This window comes from Achromobacter sp. RT286_PF, from assembly GCF_059760425.1.
The window spans coordinates 1-16763 of sequence record NZ_JCBAMR010000055.1 but is presented as its reverse complement, the minus strand read 5'-3'; the positions used below and the strand labels follow the sequence as shown (position 1 = coordinate 16763).

Below are 16763 nucleotides of genomic sequence, written 5' to 3'. Positions count from 1 at the left end.
GGGGCGCTTTGCCTTTCCCCATGTCAGAAAAAACCCACGACATCCGCCCCGGCCAGTCGATCGAACTCCTAAAAGCCCTGCACATCCTGACCCGCGACGGCAAGATGAACCAGGACAGCCGCCGTAAATTGAAGCAGGTCTACCACCTGTTTCAGTTCATCGAGCCGTTGCTGAAAGACGTCCAACAAGAACGCGGCGCGGTGACGCTTGCGGATCATGGGGCTGGGAAGTCGTATCTGGGGTTCATTCTGTATGACTTGTTCTTCAAGGAACAGAAGGACGCCGTCGGGAATGGGTCCCATATTTATGGGATCGAGACTCGCGAAGAGTTGGTGAAGTCGTCAGAAGAACTGGCGAAGCGGCTGGGGTTTGGAGGGATGTCGTTTTTGAATCTGTCGGTGGCGGAGTCGATTACGTCGGATAAATTGCCGGCGACGATTGATGTGGTGACTGCGTTGCACGCTTGTAATACGGCAACGGATGACGCGATTCACTTTGCGTTGGAGAAAAAGGCTAAGTACATCGTGGTTGTGCCTTGCTGCCAGGCAGAGGTGGCGTCGGTGCTAAGGAAGAATAAGGGCAAGGCGCTGGCTGATCCGCTGGCAGAGATTTGGCGGCATCCGCTGCATACGCGGGAGTTTGGAAGCCAGATTACTAATGTGCTGCGGTGCTTGCAGCTTGAGGCTCATGGGTATCAGGTTAGCGTGACGGAGTTGGTCGGGTGGGAGCATTCGATGAAGAATGAGCTGATCGTGGCGCAGTATAAGGATTTGCCGACTCGGAAGCCTGCGGAGAGGCTGACGGAGATGTTGGAGAGGATTGGATTGCAGGAGTTGAAGGATCGGTTTTTTGTGCCGGTGGCTCCGGCGGCGGTAGCTGAGTAGGTATCTGCTTGGCTGATTGGCATGAACCAGAGATAGCTTTAGCTGGTGGTGGGCTGCTGATCCTTCTCTAATCAGTAGCCTGCGATTGCGCTTACGTAAGAGAAAGCGTGATCAATTTGGCACGGAAGCGCATCGCGTCCGTCGCCTAACGGGGCATACTCGCCCCGTGGTCCAAAGGATCGCCCGGGTTGACAGCCGGAAAGACAGAACAAGTGGCCGCTGCAATGGCGGCCTCCTTTCTTTCATTGCGTCAATTACACCGGAGCGTCGAGATGAGCGACCACCCTTTTACCTATGACCGTTGGGCCACGCCGGATGATCCGGAGTTTGGCGTTGTTCGGTTTGATGATTTGCGGAAGATTGAAAAGGCCTGCTTGGGGATTTGGGCTATCGCGAGGATTGTGGGGAATAGTGCGAATGAGCCTGGAGCTACGGGAGTGACGCCGCTCCATGGCTGGGTGGTATCGAATTTGATGAGTGGGGTGGAGAGCCTGTGCGATCAGGTCGCTGATCTGGCCGCACGCTCAATGGATGAACTTACGGTAGATCCCTGATATTCCAAAGCAGGGACTTCGACGCAATAACGCTGTCAAGTCAGCAAGCGCAGCAACCACCGTCCGTGAGTCGGCTTACGACCCAAAGTAGGCACCTAAATCACTAACGCTTAAGTTAAGCCGCGCCGCGAAGCGGTGCCGGCTTGAACGATTTGTTAGCCTTCAAGTTACACGCAAAGGCGTACACGTGAATTTTGAGAAATTGACATCCAGTTCATTAGTAAACGGCTCTTTGTATGCATTTGCATCAAATCCCTTGAACTCGACCCCCGCATCCTTCAGCGCGCGGAAAACTCGACACGTTGCTGAAACAAAGATCGGGATAGCGTTTACGTAGACCTGCTTAAGCGGATACCTCTCAGATTCCGCGTATCTCTTTATCTCCGAGAAGAATAGATCTGAATTAATTTGATCTAGTAGTTTTCGCCGCTTCACTGGGCCCATCATTTTTTCAAGATAGGGTGATTCCCTAGCATCATCTATTCGATGATAAAAATCCTCGATCTTGTAAAAATATCGCATCTTGGATGGAGTCCCGAGGGTTGGATAGTCAACCAGAAGGAACTCGGCTCCAAGATACTTTCGGAACCCCTCGTCTAGAGCCATTTCCTGATTCCAGCTTCTGAAGAGCAAGTGGTCGCGATGGTGGATCGCATTCCGAACCAATATCAACGATGCCGTATCCGCATGAGCGAAGTAATCCAAATGCGCTTTTGATACGTCATAAAGGCTATGAAATGCCTCTAGCTTCGATTCAAATGCGCGGTCCAGATTATCAATAGCCTCTTCCTTGTCAATGCGCACCAGCCTCTGAAAATTGAGGTGAGTCTCACCATAGATCCGCATCGAGTTTGATAGCTTCTTTATCGCTTGCTGAAGTATTTCCACCCTGTATCCATTGAAGGCTAACGTCTGAATTCACCGGCCTGTGCGGCTCTTCGCGCGGGTCCGGTGGAATGAAGGGTTCGGCGTCTCTGCATAGAACTAGAAGAAGAACTCCATGCCTTTCTTGAGTGCGGCACGGAATAGTTCCACTGACAGAAACTTGGAACTTCCCTTCAACCAACGAATTGCGTGAGACGGCTCAGCAGAAGCCGCTGGCTTAGCAGACAGGTATTGCTGAATTGCGCCGTGCAACTCGGAGAACCCGTGAATTAGATCAGCGCTTTCGAGTTGAGCGATCTCAACGTCTTCGACGGCGTCCTCGCGGACGCGGAAGAACACAACGCAGGGAAGCGTGGCCTGACCTTCGATACCGAGCGCGCTAAAGAAATGAGCGTTAAACGCCTCAACGGTTGCCTTCGTTCCAGCGTGCAAATAGAAAACGCTCAGCTCTTTGCCCGATAGACGGTCGAGCTGGGCGAAGACGCCATGGTTCTCCAGAATCTTGCGGATAGCTTGATCGGTGAAGTCGTAGAAGATAAACGCGAACGACTTTGCACGGCCTTTGCTGAGATGCTCGGTGCAAATTTCATCGAAGCGCCGAATGAAGGACGACAGCCCGTGGCCGATGCCGTTTCCGCTGCCCTGCTCGTAGATTGGGATCATGATTAAGAAGCCTAGCTAAATTTAGACGACAGACAAAAATCTTGTCGTTCTCATAAAACTGAATATATTCGGATTTATGAGAGTGAGCAATCGCAAGCAAACTTTTTAGGCAAACCTGAATTAAGGTGTCAGACTGAAATTTCGCACTGGGTGATCGGTGAAATTGCAGTCTGACACATTATTTCCATGGATACAGCCATGCGGAGAAACTAGTGGTTGTAGCGCTCCTTTAGACGACGGTACTAGCCCGCCCCCTTGGCCCGCTCCGCCTGTTTAAAGATTTCATTTATCTTATCGATGATGCTCGGCTCAAACCCCGCAGGATTGGCCTTGGTAAACGCACTTTCGGACGTGATGTTCCAGTTTTCAAAGATGTTAAGTAGTTCTTTCCTGTCAACGGTGTTCCCGTATATCTCGAGATAGAGCTTTCCAAACGTAATCGCATGTGCCCGATCAGACCTCTTGATCGCTTCGTGCATATATGCATTGCTGAGAGTAAACGCATGCTTTGCCCACAACCCAAGTACACCGAGAACGACAAGTCCTTTGAAGGAGATGAAGAGCAGCGCTTGCCAAGATAGAGGCATGTCAGAACTAGTCAGTCCATAGCCATACACTGATAGGGCAACAGTTGCGATTATCGAGATAAACAGTACAAGGGTGCCATGAACCGTCCACTGAGCTGCCTTTCGCCTATAGTTCTTTTCGCGATCTTCAAGAACCTTGAGCGCAGCTGTCACGTATTCGGGAACCTTTGCTTCGATCTTCTGTTGAACTTTTCGCCTGCTCTCCTCCTCAAGTTCGGCAAGCCTGGCAGCTAGAGCTCTTTCTCGCGTATCAATGGCAGCATTCCGCTTGGCTATCGCTTCTTCAACTGACGAAAGCCGAGCCTGCGCATCCGCCAATAGTTTATTGTTGTGATCAACCTTGATTCGAGATTCATCCTCAAGATTCCTAAGAATTTGCGTGCTTGTGTCGATGGCGGCATTAATGTCATTCAAAAGACGCTTCCTGCCTTCAAGAAGCGACTCATCACCCTCCTCCGCCAGCCTTCGCGTGCTTTGAATCTCCGACTCCTCCCGACGAACATACTGCTTCCATTGAGCCCTTCTCGACACTGGGAGAGCCTTAACAATGTTAGATCGAATCCTACTCGACGAGGCGGACGAAACGAGTTTATCAACTAGCTCATTGCTCGCTTTAGCAAGGAGTTTAGCAAGCAAGTCAGGATGAACGAGAGGCAGAACTTTACTCAAAGCGTCACCGTTTGCCCGGCCGAGAATGACTCGCAACTCTTCGTGTGAAAAGAGAGAGAATGCTCGATTGGCCAAATGCTGGTCTAAAAGCCGAAGAACGATATCTGCAGCATCGTTGTTCTTGGTCGTCAGCAACGATGCGAAATCCTTGTCGGACGCATTAACTAGTGCTTGCCGAGCGTCCGCTTCAGGAGCGGTGAGTATTTCGTCGATGAGTTCACTCATTTAATCTTTACACGGGCAACTATTTATTTTAGGCCGGTAGATTCCGGGTTGAATTTGCCACACTTCGTCGCAAGGCGAAAGAATGGCGAACGTGTTTTGAGCACGCCGAAGCACAGATGAGCGAGCTATTTCCTTGCTGCGCCAAGCGCAGACATATTGCTTTTACCCGCGAGTAGAAGTCGGGCGCAGAGCAAACCATCGAATCCGCAGTGATGATAGCTATTCACCACAGGAACGAAGAGATAAGGTGCCAGACAGCAACGCCACAGTGCCATCTGGCGAAATTGCATTTCGACACCTTAATCCTCTCTTTAACTAATATTGTTCGAAATTCTCTTTTTATCTATTGATTGAAGAAAAACAGCCTTGTCATAGCCCTGCTCCTTCAAGCCGCCCCCTCGAAACAGAGTAAATGCAGAGGCCAAGCAGTCCCTCACCCACTCGAGCGATGTACCTTGGGCCTTGAAATAGTAGATAGACAATAGTTTAAAAAAAAGCAACTCCGCGATCAGACTATTCTTTCCAACATCAACCAAAAGCTGCTTGGCTGCAGCGACGCCGCTCTTCGTTAGGGTATCAAGAGACAACATCACCACCAACGTCCTAACTAGCAGACTCTCTCGCGGCACTTTCTCGGCCAAAAATTTATCAAGCTTCGGAGTGGCCAAGCTCTCGGACATAATCAGCGACATTCCTAGCGGCAGCATCCAGCGGCAGAATTGCTGAAACTTCTCGGCAGATAGCCCTCCCATTAGTTCTGGTGACTCTTTTGCCATCAGATTGAAATCCGTTCGAGAGAGCTTATCCAACATCGATATTATTGTCTTGCTCCACAATTCCAATGCTCTATCCAGCGATTTTCGCTTGACCTCAATGTCGTCGATTAGCTCACTGTTTCGCAGAACCACTGAAAAAACCCGTAAGGCAGCGATAAAAGTAAGCTCCGAGCCTGTCGGCGCTACGTAAGTCCTCCGCCGCGCCTCATCATGATCCAATGATGCAATGGAGGGCTGCTCTACTTGCTCCACCAATTCTTGCCTTCGATCCTCTGTTAATGGTTCAGTTAGCACCTCAAGCTCTAAAGATGCCATATTTCCACCGTTAAATATTTCACTGCCGCGTTCAAATTTCTCAAAGCTAGACAGCTCGACATCCATTCCACTTGACAGCAGCAATTCGTCGCAGACCTTTTGAACTTGCTCGAGAACATCTTTCCTGTCGCGATGCAACCCTGTGAGCAAATCAAATTCAACAACATAATTTGCAATTCTTCCGGAATCTAAAACTCTCTTCCAAAACTCCGGAAACTCTGCAAATTTTCTTGCCAGGAAAAAAGCTCTAAAGCAATCAAACTTAAACGCAATTTTTTGACCGCGCTCGTAAATCAATCCTTTTCTCAAGAGTTCATCTGTAAACCCTCTAATAGAGACATTTAATCCTTTGGTCTTGAAATAAGAGACAACAAAAGCCTCAAAGTCAATTGCTGAAATCCATTCAGCATCATCGCAATCTAGCTTAACTGCAAACTCAGTTAGAAAATGACGTTGGATAATAGAATCAAACTCGGATCTTGCTTTTGATTCGCTAAATTTTTCTAGGAGACCATCAATTAACGCTTCAATCGCAGATGCTTGATTTATAAGGTTAGCTGTAGGCTGTTGCTCAATCACCCACAGGAGCACTGATACTAAAAAAGGAGTTTGCGGCACTTTCAGTTGGGTTAACAATCTGCTGACCGAGCTTATTTTCTCTAAGTAGCCATTTTCGTCACCAAACCATTTTTTAGCCAACTCCTTTATATGCCTACTTTTAAGAGAATGCACATAAGCGACCACTCGATCTCGCCCGAAATTCGGGAGCTGCTCGATTGCCAAGTCGTCCACCAACTCCTCGGAAGACGAAATAATATATCGAACTTTTGGATAATCCAGGCAAAACTCTCTTATTACCTTTGCATGACTATCAAACACCACATTGTCGAACCCAATCACCATAGCACCAGCTTTCATTAGTTCGACCAGCTCTTTCCGGCGGAGCTCATTACCAATAAACTCAATGATTTGACCGATAATAGATGCGGTCGTAATCTTCGGCAATACTGACATGTCTACCACGACGCCCAATCGGGCAGCCGCGTGAAATGTCATAAATTTATTAACCACCATTTGATACAAAAGAACTGTCTTTCCAGATTCGCGCTTTCCAATTATTAGAACATCGCGCGAGTCCTGTTCAATATCAACAAGGGTTAGGAGCTCCCCTTCTTCGTCGCCCGAAATTTCGTCTCGTGCGAAACTTTGTTTCTCGCTCTTCCTGCCTAGTGGCGGCTCGACGAATATGGCCCCAACTTTCTTAGGTGCGATTTCGGACGCGGAGAACGACAATAATCTGGAATCGGCATTTCCTTGAGCGGCATTAATTGCAGCTGGTGGAATAAAAAAGTTTGCCCCTAAGCTCCCTTCACTCACTTTGAACGAGCGAACACCGCCTGGCGAAAATCTTGGCGCCGAATCAAAATCATCCCGCTGGGAATAATATTCTCGCGCATGGACAATCCACTCCAGCGATTCAAAATCCAATTCGATAATTGAATATCCATTGAAATAGTTCCTCGACTGATAAACGCACCCGGTATTGCTAATAAAAATATTTCCTAGGCTACTTCCCAAAGACACTGCGCTGGTATTGTGATTGTGCCCACACAAGAGCGCATTGAAGTTCGCGGCCAGTGCTCTCTGGACATTACTCCGCTCATGGTGCGATAGCCATTCAAGCGTATGATGCATCAACGCTATTTTGATATCACAATGCTCAATTTCCGCAATAGCCATATCAATCTGTGCTTCACCTAAAAATAGCTTTCCATAATCGGCATCTCCGCCTCCGCGCGTCAGCCAGGCGCTATTTAAGGATGCAACCCCCACAGTCCGTCCGTCTATTGCGTACTTTTTCGTGTAAAACAAAGGGTTGCTTTCGTAGGCCCCTTTTACGGCGGACGTCGCAATCGCAACATAACCCGACAAGTGGTTCCATATTTCCGACTTTGGTGAGGCAATAGATTTTGTTATCAAATCCGCGACTTTTTCGACAGTATCTGCCGACTCAAAGACAGGTTTGTATATAGAATCTCTTGCTTTGAGATTAATATCATGATTGCCAGGACATATGACTATCCCAACGTCGCTACCAATCACCTCTTGCAACGCCTGGAATTTTTCCCTGATCGAGGATTGATTTTTATCGGAGGTATCTCCTCGATTTGCCAAATCTCCCGAGCAAAGAACGAGATCTATCCTTGACGCATTCTTTTGTTTTTTCAAGTCACGCAAAAGTGCGCTGAAAACTTTCGCGTGGTCGCCGCGATCCTCAGAGTGATGAATGTCAGAAATATGAACAAGGCGCATAACTTCCCTTTCTTTATGTATTAATTCCAAGACGTCAGATTCAAAACATATAATTATTATTAATAAACACTTGACACCCCAATTTCGCCAACAAAACCGTGACTCACACTCGGCTTAGAAGGGGCGCACCCCCGCGAAAATGGCGATAAAAGCCAGAGAAAATTTGACGATAAATCTGTTCATTATTTTTTTCTAAGTTCTTTCGCAAGTCGGAGGGTTATTGGCGAGCGATGCTGGGATCTGCGATCGTCTGAACATGGCAGTGCAGCCACTACCGTTCAAATAAACTATTAGCGTTATGACGACGCCGAATCGCCTTATTAAATCTGAACATCAAAGCTTCAACACATCCCTCGCCAACACCTCCGCGCAAGCCTCTCCCGCCTTCGCCAAATATCCCTTCAACAACCCTGCCCCGTTCTCCAGCAACTGATCCTTCGTCGGCGGATTCTTGTCATCCCCCTGCCCCCCTGTGCAGGCCGATTCCGCCACGACAGTCTTCGTCGCCGCATCAATCAGCCGCAACCTAGCCGTATAGCTGACCCGGTAATGCGCCCAATCAGTCGGGTAGTAATTGAACATCCACGTTAGCGTCTTCACGTCCAAAACATAATCGCCGCCTGGACTGGCGGCGACTACGGTTGCGACATCATCTTTAGCGGCCACGCCAGAAGCGTTCACAGCCGTGGTGTTCTTCAAGCTGGCTAGCTTGCTTTGCAGCCCGGCAGAGATCGCAATCGCTGGATCTTCGATGCCGTTTTCTTTAACGATGGTATTGCCCTCCGTGACCATGGCGGCGGCGCCTAGCATCGCGAATGCCGCCTTGCCAGCGGTAAAGGCAGTGAAGTCGGGCTGGCCATAGCGGGAGGAAACGATGGATTTTCCTTCCAGCTTGCTCAGGGAATCTTGGGAGATAGGTGCGTGCTTGACGGTCGTGCAAGCGCCGAGGGAGAGGACAACTGCTGCTGCGATAGTGATACGGAACATCAACATCTCGTTCTAAGGTTGCAGGATAGAAACTCTCTATCTCGGAAAGCGCTTATGCGCGCGTTACTCCGAGTCCCGACCGATGATGCGGATTGTGCTGTCCGGTGCTTGGGCTGCTCTTGCGGTGTGATGCCCGCCGACCTTGCCAAAGCTGATGCACAAGCAAACCGCAAATGACAACTTGGCTTAACGAATCGAAGCTGATCGCGTTGCCCTGAAGCGAGACTTCAGGGGCCAAGGTCGGCCAAAGATTCCAAATGTTACCTTAGTTACTAACTTTGATCCACGGTAGATCTAAAGCTTCATGCAAGCAGCTATAGACAAGCAGATATCGATCTGTTGATTGCGCTCGCTCTTTCTTAGTTTGAATGTCCCTACGCGAGGGCCTCAATATCCGCCGAGCTTTCCTCTCATTTCCCCTCCACACTCCCCCACCTCCCCGCAATCCCCCCCGCCGCCGCCTTCATCCTCTCCACCACCATCCCAAACCTCTCCACCCCCAACCTCTCCGCCATCGCCGTCACCGTAATCGCCCCCAAGGCCACCCCACCCTCCGTCAACACCGGCACCGCCACCGCACTAGTCCCCGGCATTAACCCCATTGCCGCATGCGCAATCCCCTCCCTCCGCGCCACCTCAACCCGCGCAATCACATCCTCCACCCGTTCCCCCATCACCTCCAGCCTGGCCGCATTCCCCCGCACTAACTCCACACTTTCCTCCCTTCCCAAACTAGCCAACAACGCCACCCCCGACACCCCCACGCCCAAAGGCCGTCTAACCCCCACCTCAATCGACAGCACCTGTATCGGATGCCTGCCCGTCCGCCGGCCAATACAAATCGAATCGTGCCCATGTCGAATACTCAAAAACACCGTATCCCCCACCTGATCGGCCAGTTCGCTCATATAAGGGTCCGCCAGCGTCAGCAGCGGAAAGCGTCTTGTCCTGGCAAGCCCCAGCAAACTGATCTCTTGCCCGATCAAATACCGTCGCGTTTCTGAATCCTGTTCAACCGCGCCCTCTTGCACCAGCGTCTTCAGCAAGCGATGCACGGTGGGCCGATTCAAGCCGGACATGCGTTCCAGATCCACCAGCCTTACCCCGCGCTCTTGTCCGCAGGCAATCAGGCGCAACAGCGCCAAGGCTCTGCGTACCGTCTGCGCGCCGGATGCGCTTTTATCTTCTGATTCGCTCATGTGGCCTCCGGTTTGATAATGGATTTGGGCGTCTGCTGAATACCGCGCTTGGTGACGATGGGGCCTAGCGATGCGTAGTTGGGGCCGCCGATGCGGCAGATTGGGCGTAGTAATGCGGTATCGATCTTGCCGTCTTGCAGCAGGCCATCGCGTATATGGAACATCGCCACTTCGCCCACGAAGAACTCCGCGCCGGTGTCGCCAAACGGGGTGACGCTATGAAAGCGGCATTCCAGGCTGATGGGTGCGGCGGCAAGTCGCGGGGTGTCGATGACGGCGCCGGGAAGCACGGTTAAACCCAGCACGTCGACTTCGCTGACTTCGGGCGGGTGTTCTTGGGCGCTGTCGTGCAGGGGATCAAGCAGGGTTTCGTCGCCGACGTTGACGACGAAGTGGCGGTTGGCCAGGATGTTCTCGGCGGTGTCTTTGCGCTTGCCGGCTTTGCGGCCGATGTTGACGCCGATCATGGGCGGTTTGTTTGAGACGAAGGTGTAGCAACTGAACGGCGCCAGGTTGACGCCGCCGTGGACGTTGACGCTGCTGATCCAGGCGATGGGCCGGGGCACGACGATGCCGCTCATCAGGCGGTAGGTTTGTTCGGGGTTCAGGTCGCTGGCGGGAAAGTGCATGGTGGGTCTGGCTCCGTAGTCCGGATATTGAACATTCAACAGTGAATAAAACCGCGTGCGCAATAGGCGCCCAGGGTAATTCTGCGGCGAAACGCGGTCATGCCAAAAGCCGCCCGCAAAGCGACCTGCCAAAAGAGTCCAACATCCGGAACTTTTCTTGAAATTCGGATTGTTCAGCGGCGCCGGAATTTCTAGAGTGTCGTCAAACACAACAAACAAAACGTGATGACACGACCAGGAGACAAACCATGCATCGCAATGCGCTTCGCGCCTGCGCCACGGTGGCGCTGACCGTTCTGACTTCCATGGCGCACGCCGCGTGGCCCGAGAAACCCGTGAAGATCGTGGTGCCCTATCCGCCGGGCGGCAATGTGGATGTGGCGGCGCGGCTGATCGCGCCGGGTTTGCAGGCGGCGTTTGGGCAGCCGTTTATTGTCGAGAACAAGCCGGGTGCGGGCGGGATGATTGCCGGTGAGCAGGTGGCGCGGTCCGAGCCCGATGGCTACACCTTGTTCATGGCGGCGAACGGGCCGCTGCTGTTCTCGCCGCTGATTTTCAAGCGGGATGCGTACAAGTGGGATCGGGACTTTGCGCCGATCAGTTCGGTGTCTTACACGCCGCTGGTGTTGCAGGTGAAGCCGGGCTTGCCGGCGCAGACGCTGGCGGAATTGCTGGCGTTGGCGAAGAAGGAGCCGGGCAAGCTGAACATGGCGTCGCCGGGTGCGGGGACCACGAATCATCTGGTCAGCGAGCTGTTGCAGTCGTTGACGGGCGCGCGTTGGACGACGGCGCAGTACAAGGGCAACGCGCCGGCCACAACCGATCTGTTGGGCGGGCAGGTGGATTTCAACTTTGATCAGATTTCGGTGGCGCTGCCGTATGTGAAGGAAGGCCGCTTGCGCGCGTTGGCGGTGACGACGGCCAAGCGCGTGCCGTCGATGCCAGACGTGCCGACGTTTGCGGAAGCGGGTGTGCAGGGCATGGAGGCGGCCACGTTTACGGGGCTGCTGGCGCCCAAGGGCACGCCGCCGGATGTGCAGAAGCGCTTGAGCGAAGCGCTGACGAAGATTCTGGCGCAGCCGACGATCATTCAGCGTTTTGATGAGCTGGGCGCCGAGGCGCGTGGCAGTACGCCCGAGGAATTTACGCGCTATCTGGCGGCGGAAGACGCGCGCTGGACGCCGATCATCAAGCGTGCGGGCATCACGGCGAACTAAGGCCAGACCACCGCCTGGCCTGACGCGCCAGCACCCACGCCCTGACAACCGAGCGCATCGCGGCCTTGCCTGGTCATGGCCGCGATGCCGCCCCACCCTTCTTTCCACACGGAACCCGCCATGAGCAGACGCAGCATTTACGCCGAAGGCTTCAGCCACAAGAACCCCATTCCCGCCGCGTGCCGGATTGGGCCCATGCTGTATTCGGGCAGCATCCAGGGCACCGACCCCGCCACGGGCGCGTACGGCGCGACGTTGGAGCGCCAGTGCGAACTCATGTTCGAGCACGTGCGGCGCATTGTTGAGGCGGGCGGCGGCACGCTGGATCACGTCGCCAAGATGACGGTGTGGATGCGCGACCGCAGCCAGCGCGCGGCGCTAAATGCCGTGTGGCTGCAAGCGTTTCCGGATGCGGCTAACCGCCCGGCGCGGCACACGATGCAGGCTGATCTGGATGGCGACAAGCTGATCGAATGCGATTTTGTGGCCGTGATCGGGTAAGGGAGACAGACGATGACTCAAAGCCAAATGGATCAGAGCCAAACGACTCAAAGCCAAAGTTCGCAGAATCAAGCTGCGCAGAATTCAGCGTCGCAGAAGCAAGCGCCGCAACATTCCCCCTCGCAGTACCAACCCTTCAATCCCCGCCCCACTGCGCCCGCCACTCGCCTGCCGCCTAAGGCCTGCGACAGCCAGTTTCACGTATTCGGCTCCGCAGACCGTTACCCGGTTCGCCCCGGCGCGGCGTATGAGATGCCCAGCGCCACCATCGAGACCGCGCTGGGCCTGCACCGCCTTCTGGGCATCGAGCGCGGCGTGATCGTGCAGGCCACCACCTACGGGGCGGATCACCAGGTGGTGTTGGACGGCCTGGCCGCCGCCGGCCCGTCGTATCGCGGTTGCGCAAATGCGGTGGTGCTGGCCGAGCGTGACGACGCCTACATTCAGAAGCTGCACGATGCGGGCGTGCGCGGGGCGCGGTTCACGCGTCAGGGCTTGGGCATCAGCATGGCGCCCGCCGTGTTTGACCGCGCCATTGCGCGCATTCGTGAACTGGGCTGGTACGCCAAGTTTCAGCCGGAGCCCGACGGCATGATGGCGCAGGCGGCGCAGTTTGACCGGCTGGATATTCCGGTGCTGCTGGATCACATGGGGCGTGCCGATCCCACTGCGGGCGCGGCAGATCCAACTCGGCAGTTGTTGGAGAGGTTGCTACGTCGCGGCAACTACTGGGTGATGTTGTCGCTGACGGAAAAAATCTCACGCGGCGGCCCGCCTTGGGACGACGTGACGCCGCTTGCGCAAGCGCTGATCGCCGCCAACCCCGACCGCGTGGTGTGGGGCAGCGACTGGCCGCATCCCGTCTCCACCAAACCCACGCCTGACGAGGGCCAGTTGGTGGACCAGTTGGCGCGCTATGCGGGCGACGCCGCGACGCTTAAGAAAATCCTGGTGGACAACCCCGCTCGCTTGTTTGGATTCGACGAATGAAACTGCTGACTTATACGCATGAAGGCCGCACGCACTTTGGCGCATTGCGCGCACGCGACCAGATCGTTGCGCTGGACGGTCAGCGCCTTGGCCACGGCCAGGGCTTTGCCAGCCTGCGCGCCGCACTGGAAGCCAACGCCCTGCCCGCGCTGGCGACGTTGGCCGACGCGCTTACCCCCACGCACAAGCTGAACGAGGTGCGGCTGTTGCCGCCCATACCCTCGCCAGAAAAAATCATCTGCGTCGGCGTGAACTACGGCAAGCGCAACGAGGAATACCAGGACGGCAGCGCGCCGCCCGCCTACCCCAGCGTGTTCCCGCGCTTTCCAGGTTCGTTCGTGGGCCATGGCGAACCTTTGCTGCGCCCACCGGAATCCGAGCAACTGGATTACGAAGGCGAGATCGCCATCATCATCGGCAAGGCCGGCCGCCGCATTGCGGCCGAAGACGCCTGGAGCCACATCGCGGGCCTGACCTGCCTGAACGAAGGCACGGTCCGCGACTGGATCAAGCACGGCAAGTTCAACGTAACGCAGGGCAAAAACTTTGACGCCAGCGGTTCGATGGGGCCGTGGATGGTAACGGCGGACGAATTCGACCCCGCCGCGCCGTTGACGGTGACCACGCGCGTAAACGGTGAACTGCGCCAGCAAGACGCTACCGACAACCTGATGTTTCCGTTCGCGGAACTGATCCGCTACATCTCCATCTGGACCACGCTGCAACCCGGCGACGTCATCTCCACCGGCACCCCCATCGGCGCAGGTGTGCGCTTCACGCCGCCGCGCTTCTTGAAGCCGGGCGACGTGGTAGAGGTGGAAGTGGCCGGCATCGGCGTGTTGTCCAACCCCGTGGCCGACGAAGTCGCCGCGCACTGATCAGGAGCCGTTCATGCTTAACGACGACGACCGCGCCCGCGCGGCCAGCCTGCTGCTTGAAGCCGAGCGCAGCGGCGTGCCCACCACGCAGCTTGACCAGGCGTTTCCCGGCATTGAGATTGCCGATGCGTATGCCATCCAGCAACGCAACATCGACCAGAAGATTGCCGACGGCGCCAAACTGCGCGGCCATAAGATTGGCCTGACGTCCAAGGCCATGCAAAGCACCGTGGGCATTGACGAGCCCGACTACGGCCATTTGCTGGACACGATGTTCTATCAGGATGGGCAGACCATTCCCACCGACAAGCTGATCGTGCCGCGCGTGGAAGTCGAGCTGGCTTTCGTGCTGGGCAAGCCCTTGCGCGGCCCGGATGTGAGCCTGTTCGACGTGCTGGATGCCACGGATTACGTGGTGCCGGCGCTGGAACTGATCGATGGCCGCAGCAAGTATCCGCGCCGCATCGTGGACAACATTGCCGATAACGCGGCGTGTGCCGGCATCGTGCTGGGCGGCCGGCCGGTGCGGCCGATGGATATTGATCTGCGCTGGGTTGGCGCCCTGCTTCTGAAAAACGGCGTCATCGAGGAATCCGGCGTGTCAGCGGCCGTGCTGGGGCATCCGGCGTTGGGTATTGCGTGGCTGGCGAACAAACTTGCGCAGCACGACGCCGGGTTGGAAGCCGGGCACATCGTGCTGGCGGGGTCTTTCACGCGCACCGTTGCGGTCAAACGCGGCGACACGCTGCATGCCGACTACGGCAAGCTGGGCAGCATCTCGGTGCATTTCTCATAAGGCGGCGCGCATGGAACTTCCGATCAATACGTTTAAACGCGCCTTGCGTGAACAGCGCCATCAAACCGGGCTGTGGGTGACGCTTGGGAATGCGAACAGTACCGAACTGGTCGCGGCCAGCGGCTTTGATTGGCTGCTCCTGGATACCGAGCACACGCCCGTGGTGCTGCCGACGGTAATGGCGCAGTTGCAGGCGGCTGGCGCGTATAAGAGCCATCCGGTGGTGCGCCCGTCTTGGAATGACAAGGTGCAGATCAAACAGTATCTGGATATCGGCGCGCAGACCTTGTTGCTGCCGTATGTGCAGAACGCGGACGAGGCGCAAAGCGCGGTGGCCGGTATGCGTTATGCGCCGCGCGGCGTGCGCGGTGTCAGCGGCACGATGCGCGCGACTCGGTATGGGCGTGTGGCGGACTATATGCACCGGTGCGAAGAGGAATTGTGTTTGCTGGTGCAGGCCGAGACGGGCGAAGCGCTGGAGAATCTGGACGCCATGATTGCGGTGGATGGCGTGGATGGGGTGTTTATAGGCCCCGCGGATCTGGCTGCCAGCTTGGGATATCCCGGCGAGCCGCATCATCCGAAGGTGGTGGCCCACGTGGAAAGCGCCATCCGGCGGGTACGCGCGGCAGACAAGGCGCCGGGGGTGTTGACAGGGGATGAGGCGCTGGCGCGGCGCTATATCGAGGCTGGGAGTTTGTTTACGGCGGTGGGCGTGGACGCGGCGATCTTGGTGCGGCATTGCGATGCGTTGGCGGAACGGTTCGCGGGTATCTAAGGCGGGCGTTTGTCGGCACGGCGATCTTGTCTGCCTCGTTCTGGGCGGAGCAAAGCCGCTGGGCCACATTTGGCCCGATCAAGCCAAATTTGACCCGCTATAACTCCTTGATAAAGCGCTGCTTATTTTTTAACGGGCCAAATATGGCCCGTTTTGCGTTGGAAATCCCGGCAATTCCGGGTGATTGGCGCAACGCAGCGCGGGCGGCGTCGCGCAAATAGCCCATAAGTCATTGATAGCGTTGACGGTTTTACTTTTCCCTGCCGGCATGGCACGGATATTGCATTAATCCTCACAGCCCTTCGTTTTGAAAGCGCAGGGTCGATTCATTTGCGACGCTGGGCGCTACTGAATGGCGTGACGTGCTTTACACGCCGAATTGATCGCGGAGTTGATGATGAGTTCGCATGCAAGCTCTTTCGCCCACCAGGCTCGGCTGGCGGTGTTGGAAACGATGGCGGTGCCAGCAGGTACTTGCCGCGCTTGCGAGCGCAGCGGAATGCCGATCTTGTTGCTGCGCAATGCGCCATTGCCGCCAAGATCCTCACCGTCTTGGACATCGTCGTCGCCGTCGTCCCCCTTCGATCCCGAACAAGACCGCGTACGCATCGATATGCAGCCGGGTAACTATCGCGTACTGCGCGAAGGGTTTGTGTATGTGCTGCTGGATCAGGAAATCTGGCACGCGTACCAAGTCACCGCCGACGGGCACATGCGCCAATATGATCCGTACCGAATGCCCGAGGGCACGCCCCGCCCCTTGTCCAAGGCTTGCACGGGTGTAGGGCACGACGTGCGCGCTTCGTTCATACACGTCGACACCAAGGCCTACAAGGAAGCGTGGATCGCGTTCTCGCAAGACCGGTGGCCTGAGCCGGTGTTGGATGCCTACAAGGCGCAGACGGCGCCATCCGCGC

17 protein-coding genes are annotated in these 16763 nt (G+C 55.2%); 9 read left to right on the top strand and 8 right to left on the bottom strand.

Features of this window, described 5'->3' with window-relative positions; genetic code table 11:
• Window positions 1-20: 20 nt before the first annotated feature.
• Together AC6LJY_RS26070 and AC6LJY_RS26065 are read left to right on the top strand one after the other, a co-directional pair.
• Entirely contained in the window at window positions 21-884 is an 864-nt protein-coding gene (locus tag AC6LJY_RS26070; RefSeq protein WP_498137098.1) for a class I SAM-dependent methyltransferase, read from the top strand.
• A gap of 272 nt (window positions 885-1156) precedes the next feature.
• The gene (locus AC6LJY_RS26065; RefSeq protein WP_498137097.1) at window positions 1157-1438 is read left to right on the top strand and encodes a hypothetical protein; all 282 of its coding nucleotides are present in this window, start codon (window positions 1157-1159) and stop codon (window positions 1436-1438) included.
• Between the two features lie 162 nt (window positions 1439-1600).
• Here the strand turns inward: AC6LJY_RS26065 and AC6LJY_RS26060 are convergent, their stop codons facing one another.
• The 7 genes from AC6LJY_RS26060 to AC6LJY_RS26030 all read right to left on the bottom strand — a co-directional run bounded on the left by AC6LJY_RS26060 (window position 1601) and on the right by AC6LJY_RS26030 (window position 10686).
• On the bottom strand, window positions 1601-2326 hold the full coding sequence (locus AC6LJY_RS26060) for a hypothetical protein (RefSeq protein ID WP_498137096.1): 726 nt from the start codon (window positions 2324-2326) through the stop codon (window positions 1601-1603).
• Between the two features lie 96 nt (window positions 2327-2422).
• Entirely contained in the window at window positions 2423-2986 is a 564-nt protein-coding gene (locus AC6LJY_RS26055) for a hypothetical protein (RefSeq protein WP_498137095.1), read from the bottom strand.
• A 242-nt stretch (window positions 2987-3228) separates the two neighbouring features.
• A complete protein-coding gene (locus tag AC6LJY_RS26050; protein ID WP_498137094.1) occupies window positions 3229-4467 on the bottom strand; it encodes a hypothetical protein in 1239 nt (412 codons plus the stop codon).
• 311 nt (window positions 4468-4778) lie between these two features.
• Entirely contained in the window at window positions 4779-7871 is a 3093-nt protein-coding gene (locus tag AC6LJY_RS26045; RefSeq protein ID WP_498137093.1) for a metallophosphoesterase, read from the bottom strand.
• Window positions 7872-8204: 333 nt separating this feature from the next.
• Entirely contained in the window at window positions 8205-8858 is a 654-nt protein-coding gene (locus AC6LJY_RS26040; RefSeq protein WP_498137092.1) for a hypothetical protein, read from the bottom strand.
• 410 nt (window positions 8859-9268) lie between these two features.
• Window positions 9269-10057: an IclR family transcriptional regulator gene (locus AC6LJY_RS26035; protein WP_498137091.1), complete on the bottom strand. Its 789-nt coding sequence runs from the start codon at window positions 10055-10057 to the stop codon at window positions 9269-9271.
• Window positions 10054-10686, bottom strand: a complete 633-nt coding sequence (locus tag AC6LJY_RS26030) for a flavin reductase family protein (protein WP_498137090.1) — start codon at window positions 10684-10686, stop codon at window positions 10054-10056. Before AC6LJY_RS26030 ends, AC6LJY_RS26035 begins: the two co-directional genes overlap by 4 nt.
• A 248-nt stretch (window positions 10687-10934) precedes the next feature.
• Between AC6LJY_RS26030 and AC6LJY_RS26025 the strand changes: the two genes are divergently transcribed.
• From AC6LJY_RS26025 to AC6LJY_RS26000, 6 genes are all read left to right on the top strand, one after another.
• Window positions 10935-11903 carry a Bug family tripartite tricarboxylate transporter substrate binding protein gene (locus tag AC6LJY_RS26025; RefSeq protein WP_498137089.1) on the top strand — a complete coding sequence of 323 codons (969 nt, stop codon included), beginning with the start codon at window positions 10935-10937 and terminating at the stop codon, window positions 11901-11903.
• A 120-nt stretch (window positions 11904-12023) separates the two neighbouring features.
• Window positions 12024-12404, top strand: coding sequence for a RidA family protein (locus tag AC6LJY_RS26020; RefSeq protein ID WP_498137088.1), 381 nt, complete (start codon window positions 12024-12026; stop codon window positions 12402-12404).
• Window positions 12405-12572: 168 nt separating this feature from the next.
• Complete coding sequence (locus tag AC6LJY_RS26015) at window positions 12573-13394, top strand: amidohydrolase family protein (RefSeq protein WP_498137107.1); 822 nt, start codon at window positions 12573-12575, stop codon at window positions 13392-13394.
• Complete coding sequence (locus tag AC6LJY_RS26010; RefSeq protein WP_498137087.1) at window positions 13391-14272, top strand: fumarylacetoacetate hydrolase family protein; 882 nt, start codon at window positions 13391-13393, stop codon at window positions 14270-14272. The genes AC6LJY_RS26015 and AC6LJY_RS26010 overlap by 4 nt, the downstream gene beginning before the upstream one ends.
• Before the next feature lie 13 nt (window positions 14273-14285).
• A complete protein-coding gene (hpaH, locus tag AC6LJY_RS26005) occupies window positions 14286-15068 on the top strand; it encodes a 2-oxo-hept-4-ene-1,7-dioate hydratase (RefSeq protein WP_230696062.1) in 783 nt (260 codons plus the stop codon).
• Between the two features lie 10 nt (window positions 15069-15078).
• Window positions 15079-15846, top strand: coding sequence for an aldolase/citrate lyase family protein (locus AC6LJY_RS26000; protein ID WP_498137086.1), 768 nt, complete (start codon window positions 15079-15081; stop codon window positions 15844-15846).
• Between the two features lie 345 nt (window positions 15847-16191).
• On the opposite strand, the gene AC6LJY_RS25995 is transcribed toward AC6LJY_RS26000, so the two are convergent.
• Entirely contained in the window at window positions 16192-16455 is a 264-nt protein-coding gene (locus AC6LJY_RS25995) for a hypothetical protein (RefSeq protein WP_498137108.1), read from the bottom strand.
• Between AC6LJY_RS25995 and AC6LJY_RS25990 the strand changes: the two genes are divergently transcribed.
• A partial coding sequence (locus tag AC6LJY_RS25990; protein WP_498137085.1) for a toxin VasX occupies window positions 16346-16763 on the top strand: 418 nt, incomplete at its 3' end. The genes AC6LJY_RS25995 and AC6LJY_RS25990 overlap by 110 nt on opposite strands.

Excerpts from the sequence above, each read along its gene's own strand:
- AC6LJY_RS25995 (WP_498137108.1), bottom strand. The coding sequence starts at position 16,455 with ATGCGTACGCGGTCTTGTTCGGGATCGAAGGGGGACGACGGCGACGAC.
- AC6LJY_RS26030 (WP_498137090.1), bottom strand. The coding sequence starts at position 10,686 with ATGCACTTTCCCGCCAGCGACCTGAACCCCGAACAAACCTACCGCCTG.
- AC6LJY_RS26035 (WP_498137091.1), bottom strand. The coding sequence starts at position 10,057 with ATGAGCGAATCAGAAGATAAAAGCGCATCCGGCGCGCAGACGGTACGC.
- AC6LJY_RS26025 (WP_498137089.1), top strand. The coding sequence starts at position 10,935 with ATGCATCGCAATGCGCTTCGCGCCTGCGCCACGGTGGCGCTGACCGTT.
- AC6LJY_RS26065 (WP_498137097.1), top strand. The coding sequence starts at position 1,157 with ATGAGCGACCACCCTTTTACCTATGACCGTTGGGCCACGCCGGATGAT.
- AC6LJY_RS26020 (WP_498137088.1), top strand. The coding sequence starts at position 12,024 with ATGAGCAGACGCAGCATTTACGCCGAAGGCTTCAGCCACAAGAACCCC.
- AC6LJY_RS26040 (WP_498137092.1), bottom strand. The coding sequence starts at position 8,858 with ATGTTCCGTATCACTATCGCAGCAGCAGTTGTCCTCTCCCTCGGCGCT.
- AC6LJY_RS26010 (WP_498137087.1), top strand. The coding sequence starts at position 13,391 with ATGAAACTGCTGACTTATACGCATGAAGGCCGCACGCACTTTGGCGCA.
- hpaH (WP_230696062.1), top strand. The coding sequence starts at position 14,286 with ATGCTTAACGACGACGACCGCGCCCGCGCGGCCAGCCTGCTGCTTGAA.
- AC6LJY_RS26000 (WP_498137086.1), top strand. The coding sequence starts at position 15,079 with ATGGAACTTCCGATCAATACGTTTAAACGCGCCTTGCGTGAACAGCGC.
- AC6LJY_RS26055 (WP_498137095.1), bottom strand. The coding sequence starts at position 2,986 with ATGATCCCAATCTACGAGCAGGGCAGCGGAAACGGCATCGGCCACGGG.
- AC6LJY_RS26050 (WP_498137094.1), bottom strand. The coding sequence starts at position 4,467 with ATGAGTGAACTCATCGACGAAATACTCACCGCTCCTGAAGCGGACGCT.
- AC6LJY_RS26045 (WP_498137093.1), bottom strand. The coding sequence starts at position 7,871 with ATGCGCCTTGTTCATATTTCTGACATTCATCACTCTGAGGATCGCGGC.
- AC6LJY_RS26070 (WP_498137098.1), top strand. The coding sequence starts at position 21 with ATGTCAGAAAAAACCCACGACATCCGCCCCGGCCAGTCGATCGAACTC.